Raw genomic sequence first — 15,960 nt, 5'->3', positions numbered from 1 at the left:
GTCAGAGATTAACCTGAGTCGGGCCACCGTTGTTGCCACGATCGTTAGTGTCTGGCGTAGATGACTCAATGCCGCTGTTCACTGGCTTCGTCGGCGGCGGCGCGGTTTTATCCGCTGGCGGGAAGTACAGCGGCCCCTTCAGCCCACAGCCAGTCAGACTAAACAGCGTGATGAGAACGGCAAGCGTTCGGAAAGCGTTTTTCATTATAAAGTTGCCCGTAAGTTCAAATCTGTTTCTATCATCGCAGGAGAAGACACAAAAGCAAGAGTTTGCCGCTTTCCTGCAACGGGAATTATTTAGGGTTATACTGCCGGCATCACGAAAAACAGGAACAAAACCATGAACGACAGTGAATTCCATCGCCTTGCCGACACCCTGTGGATGACCATTGAAGAGCGCCTGGACGACTGGGAAGGCGACAGCGATATCGATTGTGAAATCAACGGCGGTATCCTGACCCTCAGTTTCGAAAACGGCAGCAAAATTATTATTAACCGCCAGGAGCCGCTTCACCAGGTATGGCTGGCGGCCAGACAGGGTGGCTACCATTTCGATCTGAAAGGGGATGAATGGGTTTGTGACCGTAGCGGCGAAACCTTCTGGGATCTGCTGGAGCAGGCTGCAACCGCGCAGGCGGGGGAAGATGTGAGTTTCAGGTAGTGTTGTTGCCCGGTGGCGGCTACGCCTTACCGGGCCTACAACGGCTCGGACCGTAGCCACCCGGCGAAAAGCATCACGAGAAATACTGCTGCAACAGCGGTGCGGTATCCTGATTCGCAGGCACGGCAGGCGTGACGGCCTGAGTACGGAACGGAATCACCTGCGCACGGCCATCGACATTCACAATCTGGTAGAACTGCGGCAGGTTGAAGTTGATGAAGCTGGAGCCGTAGGTGAAGCGGTCGTGTGATGAGGAGTAGAAGCGGCTAACGTCACGCACCAGCTCCTCTTTACTGCCTTCGCAGTGGTGATACACCTCTGCGCGGTTGGTCTCATCAAGAATATAGATGTTGAAACCGGCATCGTCTCCCGACTCTTCAAAGAAGAACTGGATAATCCCTTCACTGGCAAATCCATCCACCACCTGCGGCAGCTTGACGTGGTTAGTCTCCACCTGAACCGACAGGCCATGCAGTTTGTTGTGGGAAATCGCGCCGTAAAACTCAATGGCGTTCTCCAGCTTCTGCACCGACACGTTCAGGCGTTCGAAGAACAGACCCCAGGTTTGCCCTGAAACACGCAGCGCTTTAAAGCGACCGGTTTCCTGACGGGTACTGGAAAGACGCAGCTCAATACACTCTGAAACTAACTGCTGCACGCGGGTACGAATCAAACCACGCAGGTGCTGGCTGTAGCAGAACACTTCCACGCTGTCCGGCGGCGCGGCATCCTGGTGCATCTTACCGAGAATGGTTTTCAACGCTTCGATCATCGCCTGCTCACCGTTGAAGTGCAGCGTACGCACTTCGTTCCACGAGTTGCGGTACAGCAGATCCACGCTGCCGACCAGGCAGTTTTGCTGCTCGCCAAAGCTGAAGACGTCCAGCTTGCGGAAGTCAAAATGCACGACCTGATTGCGGAAGGCCGCCGTCGGGTCATATTCCAGGTTGACGATAATCGCCAGATGACGAATTTCACACGGGCTGTAGAGCGCTTTTGGCGTGGGTGCTGGCAGACGCAGCGGGAAGTGATGGGAGACATCCGCCACCATCTCCTGCAGTTTGGCTAAATCGACCACCTCGTTGCCTTTGATAAACAGGCGGGTGCGCGAGGTCAGCAGGCCGTTAAACCAGGCCCAGGCCACCAGCTTGTTCAGGTAACGGTTATACTCCAGCGGCTGATGACTAATGATCGAATCCATGCTTGGGGCACGGTTATACAGATACCACCCGGTGCGGTTCGCGCGGCCCGGCGGCACATAGATAAAGGTCAGGTTTGGCTCTGACAGATCGGGCGAAATTTGCGGGTTAACCAGAGTGACTTTGCCCGGCAGCGCTTCAAACGCGGCATACAGTTTGCGGGTCAATACCCCGATGTCCTGCGGGCTGGCGGACACGCTGAGGTTGTTACGGCGCGCAAAGCGGATCAGGTTACGGTAGCTTTGCATCATCGCATCAAGCAGTTCGTTGTGCGCTTCACGCACCTGATCGATTTTCCAGTTGGCGCGATTGTCGAGCATGGAGAGACGCTCTTCGCCCCATCCCCACTCTTTGACGAGCTGAGAAACCACTTCACGACGCCAGCCCACGCAGGCGCGTTCGCGGCTCAATTTCTCGCAAACTTTGAGATAGAAACATCGACGCACCAGGTCGAGACGCGTGGTGTCATCAATGGCTTTCAGGTATTCGGTAACGCGTTCCAGCATCATGCAGTAGGCATCAAGCCCAAAGGAGACAATCTCCCCGTCGTGCAGACGCTGCTTGATATCTTTCGCCAGCAGGCGTGGGGTTGGGTATTCCCAGGAATAGGCTTCGAGCAACAGCGTTTTCAGCACCGCTTTGTACGGTGAGTCGATGCTCTTATAAAGCTGCCAGAGGCTCGCGCCAAAGTACTCTTCGGCTGACAGGGAGCTCAGGCCGCCCAAATCCAGCCATTCGTTTGGCGTCAGTACGCCCTGCGCGTAGAGCGACATCACGTAATCATCGTAATGCTCTTCTTCTTCGCACGGAACCATATTCCACAGAATACGCTTCCCGGCCAGACGCACTGCCGTACGGTAAAATTCGTCCAGCAATAAGATGTGCTGCGTGGAGCCGCAGTCCTCACCACCCAGACTGCCGCTTTCGTTATGGCGGAAACGGTTTTCATCAATCAGGAAGAAGCTCACTTCCACGCCAAGCGATGCCGCCCAGCTTTCCAGCAGGCTACATTTACGCTGCAGCAACTGACGCTCTTCGTTATCGAGCCAGGATTGATGACAGACCCAGATGTCCAGGTCAGACGAACAGCTTTGCCCTACCGAAGATGTGCTCCCCATGGAGTAAACGCCGGTGATAGGCAGTTCACCTTTCGGGGATTCCTGCGGCGGCATGCCACGGTAGAGTTCAAGTTCGTTGAGATAATGCTGTTGGGTTTCATCAGGCGTGAAAAGGCAAATGCCCTTGGGAACGTTACCGTCAAGGTAACCCGGCATCAGCGGATGGTGATAGTGCAATAATGTCGGCAGCAGACTGTATACCTGCTGGAAAGCAGGGCCCATGGCAGCAAGCGCGCGATCCACACGCAGTTGATTGATGGCATCCAGTCTCTGTTTCAGAGTCTCAATATAGAGGTACAAGACGTATCGCCTGATGTTTCCGGGTGTCGCAAGCTATTCAAAAACAAAAATAACAGCGAGCCCGCAGTATTTCAAAAAGATAACCGTTACCCTTTTTCGCCCTTATCATTATGCTGGTACCGACGAAAAAATGGTCTAAAACGTGATCAATTTAACACCTTGCCGATTGACCGTAAAGAAAGTTGCGCTACATACAAAGTGTAGCACCGTTCTGTACGTGTAAATTCCTTAATACGGCTGTGGCTGACGAGAACTCCCGCCCTGTCCCTCTCTTCTTCATCACCGTAAAACTGCCATCCCAGAGTCAACAATGTTAGGATGGTTAGCGATTGATAATGACGGTAACAAGCATGTTAGACAATGTTTTGAGAATTGCCACACGCCAAAGCCCTCTTGCGCTCTGGCAGGCACATTATGTTAAGCAGCGCCTGGAAGCCTGCCACAGCGGCTTGCGCGTCGAGCTGGTGCCCATGGTCACGCGCGGCGATGTGATCCTTGATACGCCGCTGGCGAAAGTGGGCGGCAAAGGCTTGTTTGTCAAAGAACTGGAACTGGCATTGCTTGAGAACCGCGCCGATATCGCCGTGCATTCGATGAAAGATGTGCCCGTCGAGTTCCCGGAAGGGCTGGGACTGGTGACCATTTGCGAGCGCGAGGATCCGCGCGATGCGTTTGTCTCTAACCAGTTTGACTCGCTTGATGCGTTGCCCAAAGGCAGCGTGGTTGGCACGTCCAGTTTACGCCGCCAGTGTCAGTTGGCTGAACGCCGTCCGGATCTGATCATACGCTCGCTGCGCGGTAACGTTGGCACGCGTCTGGGCAAGCTGGATAACGGCGATTACGATGCCATTATCCTCGCGGTAGCAGGACTTAAGCGTCTGGGGCTGGAGTCACGCATTCGCGTCGCGTTGCCACCGGAGCTCTCTTTGCCGGCCGTGGGACAGGGCGCTGTAGGTATTGAGTGCCGTCTGGATGACAGGCGTACCCGTGAACTGCTTGCGCCGCTGAATCATGACGAGACGGCCATTCGCGTCAAAGCCGAGCGTGCGATGAATACCCGCCTTGAAGGGGGGTGCCAGGTGCCGATTGGCAGCTATGCTGAATTAATTAACGGTGAACTGTGGCTGCGTGCGCTGGTTGGCGCGCCGGACGGTTCGCAGATGGTACGCGGTGAGCGCCGCGGTAAACCGCAAGATGCTGAGCAGCTTGGCGTTTCGCTGGCGGAAGAGTTACTGGATAACGGTGCCCGCGAGATTCTGGCTGACGTTTACGATGGAGAGCCCCCTGCATGAGTATTCTCGTCACCCGCCCTTCTCCCGCAGGAGAGCAGTTAGTGAGCCGTCTGCGCGCACTGGGGCAGGTGGCCTGGAGTTTTCCGCTTATTGAATTCTCCCCGGGTCGGGAGCTGTCCGCGCTCGCCGACCATATGAATACCCTTCAGGAAGGCGACCTGCTGTTTGCCTTGTCGCAACATGCCGTGGAATTTGCCCATGCGCAGCTACAACAGCAGGGACTGAACTGGCCTACCGCGCCACGCTATTTCGCGATTGGCCGTTCCACCGCCCTGGCGCTGCATACCGTAAGTGGAGCAGACGTGCGTTACCCGTTAGATCGGGAAACCAGCGAAGTCTTGCTACAATTACCTGAATTACAAACCCTAATCGGAAAACGTGCGCTGATTTTACGCGGTAACGGCGGACGCGAACTGTTAGGCGAAACGCTGCGTGAACGCGGAGCTGACGTCACGTTTTGCGAATGTTATCAACGCTGTGCAAAACATTACGATGGTGCACAAGAGGCGATGCGCTGGCATACGCGCGGCATTACAACGCTGGTGGTGACCAGCGGCGAAATGCTGCAGCAACTCTGGTCGCTGGTGCCGCTTTGGTATCGTGAAAACTGGTTACTCCACTGTCGGCTTTTGGTCGTCAGTGAGCGTCTGGCGAACCTCGCCCGGGAACTGGGCTGGCAAGATATTCGGATCGCTGATAACGCCGACAACGATGCGCTGCTGCGCGCATTACAATAACTCTCATAATGGGATGCCATAATGACGGAACACGACAAATCCTCCGCCGTGGTTGAAGAGACCAGGGAGACTGTGGACATGACGCCACAGTCAGAAACGACTGAGAAAACCGTTGAGAAGAAAAACGGCAGCAACAAGACCAGCCTCGCGCTGAGCGCGATTGCCATCGCCATTGCGCTGGCAGCAGGCGTCAGCCTCTACGGCCTGGTGAAACAGCAAAGCACCAATCAGACGGCAACCAGCGACGCGCTGGTTAATCAGCTCGCCGCGCTGCAAAAAGCGCAGGAGACACAAAAAACCGAGCTGGAAGGCGTCATCAAACAGCAGGCCGCCGCGCTTGCCGATGCGAACAGCAAACAGGAAGAGCTAACCAAACAGCTGGACGAAGTGCAGCAAAAAGTGGCCTCCATTTCCGGTACCGATGCCAAAACATGGCTGCTTTCTCAGGCCGATTTTCTGGTGAAACTGGCCGGGCGTAAGCTCTGGAGCGATCAGGATGTCACCACCGCCGCCGCTCTGCTGAAAAGCGCAGATGCGAGTCTGGCGGACATGAACGATCCAAGCCTCATCACCGCACGTCGCGCCATTACCGAAGACATCGCCAGCCTCTCCGCCGTTTCTCAGGTGGATTATGACGGCATCATCCTCAAGGTAAATCAGCTCTCGAACCAGATTGATAACCTGCAGCTGGCAGATAACAACGACGACGATTCTCCCATGGATTCTGACGGCACCGAACTGTCCAGCTCCCTGAGCGAGTGGCGTGTAAACCTGCAAAAAAGCTGGCAGAACTTTATGGACAGCTTCATCACCATTCGTCGCCGTGATGAAACCGCCGTGCCGCTGTTAGCGCCGAACCAGGATATCTACCTGCGTGAGAACATTCGTTCCCGTCTGCTGGTCGCGGCCCAGGCCGTGCCACGTCATCAGGAAGAGACCTACAAACAGGCGCTGGATAACGTCTCCACATGGGTACGTGCTTACTACGATACCGATGATGCCACCACCACGGCGTTCCTCGATGACATCGACAAACTGAGTCAGCAGAACATCACCATGAACGTGCCGGATAAACTGGCCAGCCAGCCGATTCTGGAAAAGCTGATGCAAACGCGCGTACGTAACCTGCTGGCACAGCCGGGCGTTCCGGCTGCGCAGACGGGTGAACCTGCACCAGCCGCCGCGCCCGCGCCTGAAAGCGCCCCACAAGGAGAGTAACGATGCTTAAAGTACTCTTACTCTTTATCCTGCTGATCGCCGGGATCGTCCTTGGGCCGATGCTTGCCGGTCACCAGGGATACGTGTTGATCCAGACCGACAATTACAACATCGAAACCAGCGTAACGGGTCTGGTGATCATTCTGATCCTGGGCGTTGTGGTGCTGCTGGCGCTGGAGTGGATCCTGCGCCGTATTTTCCGCACCGGTGCCCATACCCGTGGCTGGTTCGTTGGCCGCAAGCGCCGTCGCGCCCGTAAGCAGACCGAGCAGGCGCTGATTAAGCTCGCCGAGGGCGACTATCAGCAGGTGGAAAAGCTGATGTCCAAAAACGCCGATCACGCCGAACAACCCGTCGTGAACTATCTGTTGGCTGCTGAAGCAGCTCAACAGCGTGGTGACGAGGCCCGTGCCAATCAGCATCTGGAGCGCGCGTCGGAGATGGCGTCCGACAACCAGATCCCGGTTGAGATCACCCGTGTTCGCCTGCAGCTGGCACGTAATGAAAACCATGCGGCGCGCCACGGCGTTGACCGTCTGCTGGAAATCACCCCTCGCCACCCTGAAGTGCTGCGCCTTGCCGAGCAGGCCTATATCCGTACCGGTGCCTGGGGTTCACTGCTGGACATTATTCCTTCGATGGCGAAAGCCGACGTGGGTGATGATGAACATCGTGACGAACTCCAGCGCATGGCGTGGATTGGTTTGATGGATCAGGCGCGTGCCGATCTGGGCAGCGATGGTCTGAAAACCTGGTGGAAGAATCAGAGCCGCAAAACACGTCAGCAGGTTCCTCTGCAGGTGGCAATGGCGGAACACCTGATTGAATGTGACGATCATGACACTGCTCAGGAGATCCTCCTCGACGGTCTGAAGCGCCAGTACGACGATCGTCTGGTCATGGTGATCCCGCGTCTGAAAACCAACAACCCTGAGCAAATCGAAAAAGTGCTGCGCCAACAGATCAAAACCGTTGGCGATCGTCCGCTGCTCTGGAGCACGCTGGGCCAGTCGCTGATGAAACACGGTGAATGGCAGGAGGCGAGCCTCGCCTTCCGTGCGGCGTTAAAACAGCGCCCGGACGCGTTTGACTACGCGTGGCTTGCCGATACGCTCGACAAGCAGCATAAACCGGAAGAAGCTGCCGCCATGCGGCGCGACGGGCTTCTGCTAACGCTACAGAACAACGGAACGCAGCAGTAATTATCAAGGAGGCCAGACGGCCTCCTTTTTTAGGCATAAAAAAACGCCTGCTTTAAAAGCAGGCGTTAAAACAGGTCTGTAAGACAACATATTTGGTGCTTCACTCAACGTTATGCCCATGGTGTCTGATGAGGCCGAAGCGACATCTGTCAGTGGACGATAAGCACCGTAAATGGCTCTGCATCATTCCTGAGTTTATGAGGCACGAAGGCGAACATAAGAGATGGAATGAGCATCTACACGTATATTATTGCACGTTACATGCCAACGTTACACGAACAAATTTTACATCGCGCAACATTTTAAGATAAAAGGAATTTCTGCTGCTAAGACCCGTCTGACGCACCATAAGATATCGGTAAAAGCGCAGAAGTGTCGTCAGAAAGAGACAGTTAAGACGCTGATGCAATATTATTTTAGTTTTCAATTAATTAAGTGTCGCTGGTTCGCGACAACAGGAAACGCGTATGTCGGGGAATGGATACAGAGGTGAAAAGCCGCAGAAAACAAAAAACCCCGCCGAAGCGGGGTTCAAAATTGGTCGGCGAGAGAGGATTCGAACCTCCGACCCACTGGTCCCAAACCAGTTGCGCTACCAAGCTGCGCTACTCGCCGATGTACTGCTTTTTGAATTTTTAGTTCAATTCATTAAAGTCGTGGTGCGAGGGGGGGGACTTGAACCCCCACGTCCGTAAGAACACTAACACCTGAAGCTAGCGCGTCTACCAATTCCGCCACCTTCGCAATTCACAACTCTTCAATAATGGGGTGGCTAATGGGATTCGAACCCACGACAACTGGAATCACAATCCAGGGCTCTACCAACTGAGCTATAGCCACCACTGTATTCTTTCACGCGGTACTGACTACTTCTCAGACCACCGCAGCTCTAGCGCCGGGACTAAAATGGCGCGCCCGACAGGATTCGAACCTGAGACCTCTGCCTCCGGAGGGCAGCGCTCTATCCAGCTGAGCTACGGGCGCTTAGCGCCGTTGCGGGGCTGGATATTACGTACCTCCGACCCCGCTGTCTAGTGCTTTTTTGAAAAAAATGCGCGTTTGGTTATGGTTTGCACATTTTGCCGCTTATTCCTCCACTTCCTGCGTGGTGGCGCGGCGCCCCAGCCCAAATAGCTTATAGGCTGCAGTGACTGCCGCCAGGAAGATCATCCCGACAAACAGCGACATGCGGGTATCATCATTAAAGTACATCCCGATTAATACGCAAATCAGGAACGCCATCGTCAAATAGTTCGCATACGGGAACAGAATCGAGCGGAACGGATGGCTGGCAATCGCCTGTTTATGCGCATGGCGGAAACGCAGCTGGCTAATCAGAATAACGAACCACGGCACCATCCCCGGCAGCACGCTGGCGCTGTAGACATAAACAAATACGCGCTGCGGGTTTGGAATAATGTAGTTCAGGCATGAGCCAATCAGCAGGATGGCAATCGACACCGCCACACCCGCAACAGGCACACCCGCGCGGGACACTTTACTCATTGCCGCAGGCAATTGGTTGTTCTTCGAAAGCGCATAGAGCATACGACCACAGCTGTACATTCCGCTGTTACAGCCAGACAACGCCGCCGTCAGGACGACAAAGTTGATGATACCTGCTGCCGCCGTAATACCAATCTTCGCGAATGTTAAGACAAACGGGCTGCCTGTCGTGCCGATCTCATTCCACGGGAAGATGGTCACGATAACGAAGATCGCCCCCACATAGAAAATCAGGATACGCCACAGCACCTTACCCACCGCACTACGCAGCGTGACCTGCGGGTTCTTCGCTTCACCGGCTGTAATACCGATAAGCTCAACGCCCTGATAGGACGCGACAACGATACACAGCGCCGTCAGGAAGCCTTTCCAGCCACCAGCGAAGAAGCCGCCGTGCCCGGTCAGGTTACCGAAGCCAATCGCGTGACCACCGTTGCCAAAGCCGAAGAAAATGACGCCGAGTCCAACCACAATCATCACGATGATGGTGGTGACTTTAATCATCGCAAACCAGAACTCGATTTCACCATAAAGGCGAACGGCTGCCAGGTTTGCCATTGCCACCAGCCCCACAGCAATCAGCGCCGGTATCCACTGGACCATATCCGGGAACCAGAACTGCACATACACCCCGATTGCGGTAATCTCCGAGATACCCACCGCCATCCACATAAACCAGTATGACCAGGCCGTCAGGTAGCCGAAGAACGGGCTCATGTAGCGGTGCGCATAGACGGCGAAAGAGCCGGTCACTGGCTCCAGGAAGAGCATTTCGCCCATCGAACGCATGATGAAGAAAACGAACAGGCCAGCAATAATATATGCCAGCAGAACGGATGGCCCGGCCCATTTGAGCGTGCTTGCAGAGCCCATAAACAGGCCCACACCAATAGTGCCGCCCAGCGCTATCAGTTCAATATGACGAGCTTCCAGCCCACGCTGTAGCTCCGGTTTTTTCTCTGCCATAGATCCTCGGTTGTGTTTGCTGTTTCCCGGCTTAATACCAGGTATTGTTTTTTAGGGGTACTAAAATACGGAGCGAATGGTTTCTTAAATTCTGCAAAATGGCAAACAATGCATTAAAAAAATAAATGCATTGCACAGTTTCGCAGCAGTTTTGCAGGGGAGTTGCAGCGCGAACAGCATATCGCGCTACATTTTGATTACATTTTTCCGGTGTAGTGCCAGGCGAGATAACGCAGCAGACGGAGCTGGCGTTTAATACGTGTTGGTTGCGACAGCAGGCGGTACAGCCACTCCAGTCCCAGGTTTTGCCATACCTTCGGCGCACGTTTTACATGGCCAGTAAAGACGTCATAGGTCCCGCCGACGCCCATATAGAGGGCATCCGGGCAAACCAGACGGCAATCACGCATCAGGATTTCCTGGCGCGGTGAGCCCATCGCCACGGTGACAATTTTCGCCCCGCTGTCGCGCACGCGGTCAAAAAGCGCCTGCCGGTCCTCGGGTTTAAAATAGCCGTCCTGACTACCCACAATATTAACATTCCACTGACGCCGCAGCTTCTGCTCGGTCTGCGCCAGGACCTCAGGCTTACCGCCTATAAGAAATACGGGCGTGCCTTCTGCCCCTGCACGTGCCATCAGCTGTTCCCAGAGATCGGCCCCCGCGACGCGTGAAACATTAGCACCAGGAAACTTTTTGCGGATCGAGCGCACCACGCTGATACCGTCCGCGTATTTAAACTCGGCGGCCTCGATCAGACTTCTGACTTCAGCGTTATCTTCTACCGCCAGCATCTTCTCTGCATTGATGGCGACCAGCGTACCGGATTTCATCTGGCCACCCGCAAAGAGAAAATCCAGCGCGTGTTGCATATCGCGCCAGCCAATAAGCTGCAGGCCACGCAGCGCGTAGCGCGGTGCAGAGGTTGTGTCGGTCATGACTATCCTTACTCAGACTTGCGACAGCGTTCTGCTGCCCTGTGGCTCGCGCTTATGCACAAGCCCTGCACTGTCAAACAACCAGTACAGCAGTTTGGCCAGCAGCAGGCAGACGCCGAAAACGACCATGAAGAAAACCACGCGCGAGACGAATGAATCCAGCCCCTCGCGCGCCAGAACGATCATATTGAAAATGGCACCAAAGCAGAAACTGTGCAAAATGGCGGCCTTGTAGCGGTTAGTCTCTTCGTTGCCGAGCACATAGAGCCAGTCAAACCATTTGATAATCAGCCCTACCACAACCGCGCCCGGCAGAATAAACCAGCTTCCGCCCATTACCACCAGCGAACCAATCAGCGTAGGGGAAATGGCCAGACCTGAATGGTTGTTCAGCACTTCCCAGGTGAAGTAGTTCGCTGTGTTGAGCACGGCACCCGGGCGGTCAGGCCACAGCCACGACGGGATAAACACATAGAAGTCACGCACAATGGGCGCCAGCCCCTGGAAATCGATCTTGTCGTAGTTTTGCAGCAGTAAAGCGAGGTTTTCCCACGGCGAGAAGGTGTCGCGCGTGAGATACAGGAAGGTGTAAAACGCTTCGTCACCGGCCACATTCAGCCCATAACGCTTAAGGGCCAGCCAGAACATTCCCACAATGCCAAACACGCCCGCTGCCGCCAGCATCCACAGGGAGATCCATCCGCGAATGATGCCGATAAAAAGGAAGATCGCAAAGGCGATAATAATGTTGGCGCGCGTCCCACCCACAATCATGTAGGTCAGGAAACCAAAGGCGACCGTGCTCACCAGGAAGAAGAGCCAGGCCTTACTGTCCTGGCGCAGGAAAAAGATCACCAGCATTGCCGGGATGAAGAAATAGAAGAAGCGCTTAAGCGCCACGCCCGAAACTTCGGCAGAAAAAATCTGACTGTAGGAGTGCAGCTTAAACAGCAAAAAGCCGTTATGCATGAAGAAGATCCCCACGCTGACCAGCGCGATGGTCATCAGCATTACCCACGTCAGATGGGTCTCTACCCTGTTCATGGTGAACAGCGGACGACGCGGCGCACTCGCTTTCACCGCACGCAGACGTGTTTTATAGGTGACGTAGTACACCGCATAGAAGCAGGTCGCCGACAAGAGTGCCTGGAGCAGGATTTCCGGCGGCGCGACGCTCACGTCAAAACGGAAAACCAGAATACTGGTCAGCGGAAAACCGAAGAAGAAGGTCAGAAGAAACAGTAACGAGAAGAAGACGTTAAAGTTAAAACGCACGCGGCGGAACTCAAACCAGGTCAGAGTGGCGATAAATAGCGTGCTCAGAAGCCATACCACTAACAAGCCGCTGAATTGCAACTGGCTCATGCGTTGTCTCCTGAAGCGATACGCAGCGCACGGTGCCACGGCGTAAGATAGTTCGGGTTAAAGAAATCGATGGTACTTTTATCCACCAGCGCCAGTTGACGCTGAGCTTCACGTACCACCTCCACGTTCAGGGTATCCGTGGTGAACAGCACCGGAATGTGTTGTTCAGCCATATCCTGCCAGAACGGGTTATCGCGATTAAGCACACAGGGAACGCCTGCCTGAATCAGCAGGCACAGCGTGCCAATTCCCTGCTGGCGGGCAAAGATGAAATAGCCGAGATCGCACTGGCGAAGCAGCGCAAGGTATTCATCAAATTCCAGCTTATCGCGCAGGATGTTCACATTCTCCGGGCTAAACAATCCCAGAGCCTGCTGGCGAACGTCATTGATGTAAGCATCATTATTGGCCGGATAGCCCATCGGCACAACGACATTTACCGTGTCGCCAAACTGCTGATGTACCGCCTTCAGCGCAGCAATATGCTCGTTGCTGCGATCGCCAGAGTTACCCACCAGGATCGTCAGCTTACCCTCACGCGGCGTATCGTTTGCCATGTTATTCAGCGCCGGGTTCATGCGTGTCGGGAAATAGAGCAGCTCACCGCGAACGTTGGGGTGCTGTTTCGCGAAGTAATTGAGATCGCCACGGGTGGCGAAAACACAGCCAACCCGCCCCTGCGCCATACGCCGTAGCGGGTAGAAGAGTCGGAACTTCCAGCCGCGGGAGACTTCATAGAGATCGGCTCCCCAGATATGCCAGCTGCACTGGGAAGGTTTAATCCCGCCGCTCAGAAGAGCCAGCCACAGACCGGTATTAAATTGTCCATGGAAGAAGAAGCGCTGCTCACGATCCGCTTTCGCTTTCGCGACAACCGCCTTTGCCAGGGCGGCTTTATCCGGCCAGAAGGTAAGCGTCAGCGCCGGACACATCTCGCTCAGGCCCCTGTCCTGGCCTGCAACCATAAACTCGCGTGCATCGGGATTGCCCGGGGCCAGCTCATCGTTGAAGAACCGCAAAACGGTCTGGTTATGGTGTGGGATATCCGATCCCAGTATGTGAATCAGTGCAGTCATGCGCGTTTACGCCAAAGTAAAAATACGCCGCAACAGGCAGCGAAATAAACGATATAGGTTGCCATATAGGCCTGAGCCGCCCCCAGTGCACCGTGTGCCGGGATCAGCCAGTGTGAGAACGCCGTCAGGAGCGTAAACTGGCTTATCTCTGCCAGGATATACAAACGCAGCGAGGCTTTCGCAATCACCAGATACCCGAATACGTAAGCGCCTACTTTCAGTACATCCCCCACCAGCTGCCAGGCAAACAGATCGCGCATGGCGATGAATTTCGCCGAAAAGAGCAGCCAGATGGCGACATCGCGCAATAACCACACGGTAAAACTGGCCGCCGCCACGGCGGGAAGTACAAAACGCAGCGAGCGGGTAATCTCGCGGGTAATATCCTGTCGGGAGCTCAGACGCGATAAGGTTGGCAGCAACCAGACGCTAAAGGAAGCCGTTATAAATTGGAGGTAGGCGTCAGAAATGCTGCTTACGCCCTGCCAAATTCCCACCTCATCCCAGCTGTAATGCGCCGCCAGCAGGTTTCGCATCATCACGTAAGCCACTGGCAGCGTAACAGAGGTAATGAGCGCCATCAGGGTAAATTTACCCAGTTGACCCGCCAGCACCTTGTCCCACTGCGGTTTCAGGTAGCTTAAGGGGATAACGCCACGACGCATCAGCATAAACGCCGCCGGAACGACCACTAACGCAGGTACCAGCGCCAGACCCAGCAGCGCGCCTTCATACCCGCCCAGGCGGTAGCAGAAGTAATAGGCGATAACACCTATAACGCTGCCCAGGATCAGCGCAAGCGCGTTCCCGGCAGCATCACGAAACCCTTTCATCAGCGCCAGTAGCAGGTTAGCCCACGCGATCCCCATCTGAACCAGAGCGACCAGACGCACCAGCCCTTCATAATGCGTGTGTCCAAACAGCCCCTGGCTAATGGGGGCCGCCGCCAGCAGAAACACCGCGGCCAGCAGAGTAGAGAAACCTAACACCATCGCCGACGATGTGCCGACGACTTTGCGCAGCTGCGCTGCGTCATCCTGATGCTGTGCAACGTATTTCGTAACGCCGTTGAAGATCCCGGCGCCGGCCAATACCCCAAGGACGGTGACAAGCTGGCGGAAATTACCCGCCAGTCCCACCCCAGAAGGGCCGAATGAGACGGCCAACAGCTTGACGACCAGCAGCCCGGCGCCAATTTTGACAAGCGTGGACGCGGCGGTCCACACCGATGCTTTTGCCAAAGACATATCAGCCGAAATAGCTCAGAAGGGTATTAATCACCGTACGCTGGTTAACCGGAGCGAGGTTGTAGAACAGTGGCAAGCGAAGCAAACGCTCACTTTCTTTCGTGGTATAGCGGTCTTCACCCGCGAATGTCCCGAACGCTTCACCGGCCGGGCTGGAGTGCAGCGGAATGTAGTGGAACACCGCCATAATCTCAGCCTCTTTCAGCCAGGCAATCAGCTTGCTGCGATCGTCGTTATCGCGCAGTTTGATGTAGAACATATGGGCATTGTGGACGCAGTCTGCCGGAATGGTCGGCAGCGCAATACGCCCGGCTTTTGCCAGCGGTGCCAGCGCGTCGTAATAGGTCTGCCACAGGGACAAACGCTGCAGGTTAATGCGCTCTGCCGCCTCCAGCTGTGCCCACAGATACGCCGCCTGCAGATCCGCCATCAGATAGCTTGAGCCGATATCGCGCCAGGTATACTTATCAACCTGGCCACGGAAGAACTGGCTGCGGTTGGTGCCTTTTTCGCGGATCACTTCCGCACGCTCAACCAGCGCGCGGTCGTTAATCAGCGTCGCGCCGCCTTCACCACCTGCGGTGTAGTTTTTGGTTTCGTGGAAGCTAAAACAGCCGATATGGCCGATGGTGCCGAGCGCGCGTCCTTTGTAAGTGGACATCACGCCCTGAGCGGCATCTTCCACCACAAACAGGTTATGCTTTTTCGCGATCGCCATAATGGTGTCCATTTCACAGGCCACGCCCGCGTAATGGACCGGAACAATCGCCCGCGTTTTATCAGTGATCGCCGCTTCAATCAGCGTTTCATCGATATTCATGGTGTCCGGACGAATATCCACAAAGACGATTTTCGCCCCGCGTAACACAAACGCGTTTGCCGTGGAGACGAAGGTGTAGCTCGGCATAATCACTTCATCACCGGGCTGAATATCAAGCAACAGCGCAGCCATTTCCAGCGACGCCGTACAGGAAGGGGTCAGCAGCACTTTAGCGCTGTGAAAACGCTGTTCCATCCACTGCTGGCAGCGACGGGTAAACCCACCATCACCGCAGAGTTTGCCGCTGCCCATAGCAGACTGCATATAGTCGAGTTCGGTTCCCACGACGGGTGGTGCGTTAAATGGAATCATCTT

At 55.1% G+C, this 15,960-nt stretch carries 13 protein-coding genes and 4 tRNA genes; 5 read left to right on the top strand and 12 right to left on the bottom strand.

Annotated elements, in window-relative coordinates:
• Position 1: 1 nt before the first annotated feature.
• Entirely contained in the window at positions 2–205 is a 204-nt protein-coding gene (gene lptM / locus AK59_RS0114725) for an LPS translocon maturation chaperone LptM (RefSeq protein ID WP_013099260.1), read from the bottom strand.
• Positions 206–340: 135 nt separating this feature from the next.
• On the opposite strand from lptM, the gene cyaY reads away from it, so the two are divergent.
• Entirely contained in the window at positions 341–661 is a 321-nt protein-coding gene (gene cyaY / locus AK59_RS0114720; protein WP_013099261.1) for an iron donor protein CyaY, read from the top strand.
• 73 nt (positions 662–734) lie between these two features.
• On the opposite strand, the gene cyaA is transcribed toward cyaY, so the two are convergent.
• Positions 735–3,278, bottom strand: a complete 2,544-nt coding sequence (cyaA, locus tag AK59_RS0114715) for a class I adenylate cyclase (protein ID WP_013099262.1) — start codon at positions 3,276–3,278, stop codon at positions 735–737.
• A 350-nt stretch (positions 3,279–3,628) separates the two neighbouring features.
• Here cyaA and hemC point away from each other — a divergent pair, with 350 nt between their 5' ends.
• Genes hemC through hemY form a run of 4 tightly spaced genes read left to right on the top strand, consistent with a single transcriptional unit; the run spans position 3,629 to position 7,727 of the window.
• Entirely contained in the window at positions 3,629–4,570 is a 942-nt protein-coding gene (hemC, locus tag AK59_RS0114710; RefSeq protein ID WP_032618596.1) for a hydroxymethylbilane synthase, read from the top strand.
• Complete coding sequence (hemD, locus tag AK59_RS0114705) at positions 4,567–5,307, top strand: uroporphyrinogen-III synthase (protein WP_029883127.1); 741 nt, start codon at positions 4,567–4,569, stop codon at positions 5,305–5,307. Before hemC ends, hemD begins: the two co-directional genes overlap by 4 nt.
• Positions 5,308–5,328: 21 nt before the next feature.
• Positions 5,329–6,525, top strand: a complete 1,197-nt coding sequence (gene hemX / locus AK59_RS0114700; protein WP_029883126.1) for a uroporphyrinogen-III C-methyltransferase — start codon at positions 5,329–5,331, stop codon at positions 6,523–6,525.
• Between the two features lie 2 nt (positions 6,526–6,527).
• Positions 6,528–7,727, top strand: coding sequence for a protoheme IX biogenesis protein HemY (hemY, locus tag AK59_RS0114695; protein ID WP_013099267.1), 1,200 nt, complete (start codon positions 6,528–6,530; stop codon positions 7,725–7,727).
• A 538-nt stretch (positions 7,728–8,265) separates the two neighbouring features.
• Here hemY and AK59_RS0114690 read toward each other — a convergent pair.
• From AK59_RS0114690 to rffA, 10 genes are all read right to left on the bottom strand, one after another.
• Positions 8,266–8,342, bottom strand: a tRNA-Pro gene (locus tag AK59_RS0114690).
• Positions 8,343–8,384: 42 nt separating this feature from the next.
• Positions 8,385–8,471 (bottom strand) — tRNA-Leu (locus AK59_RS0114685).
• Positions 8,472–8,491: 20 nt separating this feature from the next.
• Positions 8,492–8,567, bottom strand: a tRNA-His gene (locus AK59_RS0114680).
• A gap of 67 nt (positions 8,568–8,634) precedes the next feature.
• Positions 8,635–8,711, bottom strand: a tRNA-Arg gene (locus AK59_RS0114675).
• 102 nt (positions 8,712–8,813) lie between these two features.
• On the bottom strand, positions 8,814–10,199 hold the full coding sequence (gene thrP / locus AK59_RS0114670; RefSeq protein ID WP_029883125.1) for a bifunctional threonine/serine APC transporter ThrP: 1,386 nt from the start codon (positions 10,197–10,199) through the stop codon (positions 8,814–8,816).
• A 197-nt stretch (positions 10,200–10,396) separates the two neighbouring features.
• Positions 10,397–11,137, bottom strand: coding sequence for a lipopolysaccharide N-acetylmannosaminouronosyltransferase (gene wecG / locus AK59_RS0114665; RefSeq protein WP_013099269.1), 741 nt, complete (start codon positions 11,135–11,137; stop codon positions 10,397–10,399).
• 12 nt (positions 11,138–11,149) lie between these two features.
• A complete protein-coding gene (wzyE, locus tag AK59_RS0114660) occupies positions 11,150–12,502 on the bottom strand; it encodes an ECA oligosaccharide polymerase (RefSeq protein ID WP_014833719.1) in 1,353 nt (450 codons plus the stop codon).
• Positions 12,499–13,578, bottom strand: coding sequence for a TDP-N-acetylfucosamine:lipid II N-acetylfucosaminyltransferase (locus AK59_RS0114655; RefSeq protein WP_029883124.1), 1,080 nt, complete (start codon positions 13,576–13,578; stop codon positions 12,499–12,501). Before AK59_RS0114655 ends, wzyE begins: the two co-directional genes overlap by 4 nt.
• Positions 13,575–14,825: a lipid III flippase WzxE gene (gene wzxE / locus AK59_RS0114650; RefSeq protein WP_013099272.1), complete on the bottom strand. Its 1,251-nt coding sequence runs from the start codon at positions 14,823–14,825 to the stop codon at positions 13,575–13,577. Before wzxE ends, AK59_RS0114655 begins: the two co-directional genes overlap by 4 nt.
• A 1-nt stretch (position 14,826) precedes the next feature.
• Positions 14,827–15,957, bottom strand: a complete 1,131-nt coding sequence (rffA, locus tag AK59_RS0114645) for a dTDP-4-amino-4,6-dideoxygalactose transaminase (protein WP_014833721.1) — start codon at positions 15,955–15,957, stop codon at positions 14,827–14,829.
• Positions 15,958–15,960: the final 3 nt, after the last annotated feature.

Source organism: Enterobacter sp. T1-1, assembly GCF_000710795.1.
Taxonomy (GTDB): Bacteria; Pseudomonadota; Gammaproteobacteria; order Enterobacterales; family Enterobacteriaceae; genus Enterobacter; species Enterobacter cloacae.
Note: the sequence above shows the minus strand (reverse complement) of the source record. Positions and strands in the feature narration are given on the sequence as shown.

Excerpts from the sequence above, each read along its gene's own strand:
- lptM (WP_013099260.1), bottom strand. The coding sequence starts at position 205 with ATGAAAAACGCTTTCCGAACGCTTGCCGTTCTCATCACGCTGTTTAGT.
- cyaY (WP_013099261.1), top strand. The coding sequence starts at position 341 with ATGAACGACAGTGAATTCCATCGCCTTGCCGACACCCTGTGGATGACC.
- hemC (WP_032618596.1), top strand. The coding sequence starts at position 3,629 with ATGTTAGACAATGTTTTGAGAATTGCCACACGCCAAAGCCCTCTTGCG.
- hemD (WP_029883127.1), top strand. The coding sequence starts at position 4,567 with ATGAGTATTCTCGTCACCCGCCCTTCTCCCGCAGGAGAGCAGTTAGTG.
- hemX (WP_029883126.1), top strand. The coding sequence starts at position 5,329 with ATGACGGAACACGACAAATCCTCCGCCGTGGTTGAAGAGACCAGGGAG.
- hemY (WP_013099267.1), top strand. The coding sequence starts at position 6,528 with ATGCTTAAAGTACTCTTACTCTTTATCCTGCTGATCGCCGGGATCGTC.
- thrP (WP_029883125.1), bottom strand. The coding sequence starts at position 10,199 with ATGGCAGAGAAAAAACCGGAGCTACAGCGTGGGCTGGAAGCTCGTCAT.
- wecG (WP_013099269.1), bottom strand. The coding sequence starts at position 11,137 with ATGACCGACACAACCTCTGCACCGCGCTACGCGCTGCGTGGCCTGCAG.
- wzyE (WP_014833719.1), bottom strand. The coding sequence starts at position 12,502 with ATGAGCCAGTTGCAATTCAGCGGCTTGTTAGTGGTATGGCTTCTGAGC.
- AK59_RS0114655 (WP_029883124.1), bottom strand. The coding sequence starts at position 13,578 with ATGACTGCACTGATTCACATACTGGGATCGGATATCCCACACCATAAC.
- wzxE (WP_013099272.1), bottom strand. The coding sequence starts at position 14,825 with ATGTCTTTGGCAAAAGCATCGGTGTGGACCGCCGCGTCCACGCTTGTC.
- rffA (WP_014833721.1), bottom strand. The coding sequence starts at position 15,957 with ATGATTCCATTTAACGCACCACCCGTCGTGGGAACCGAACTCGACTAT.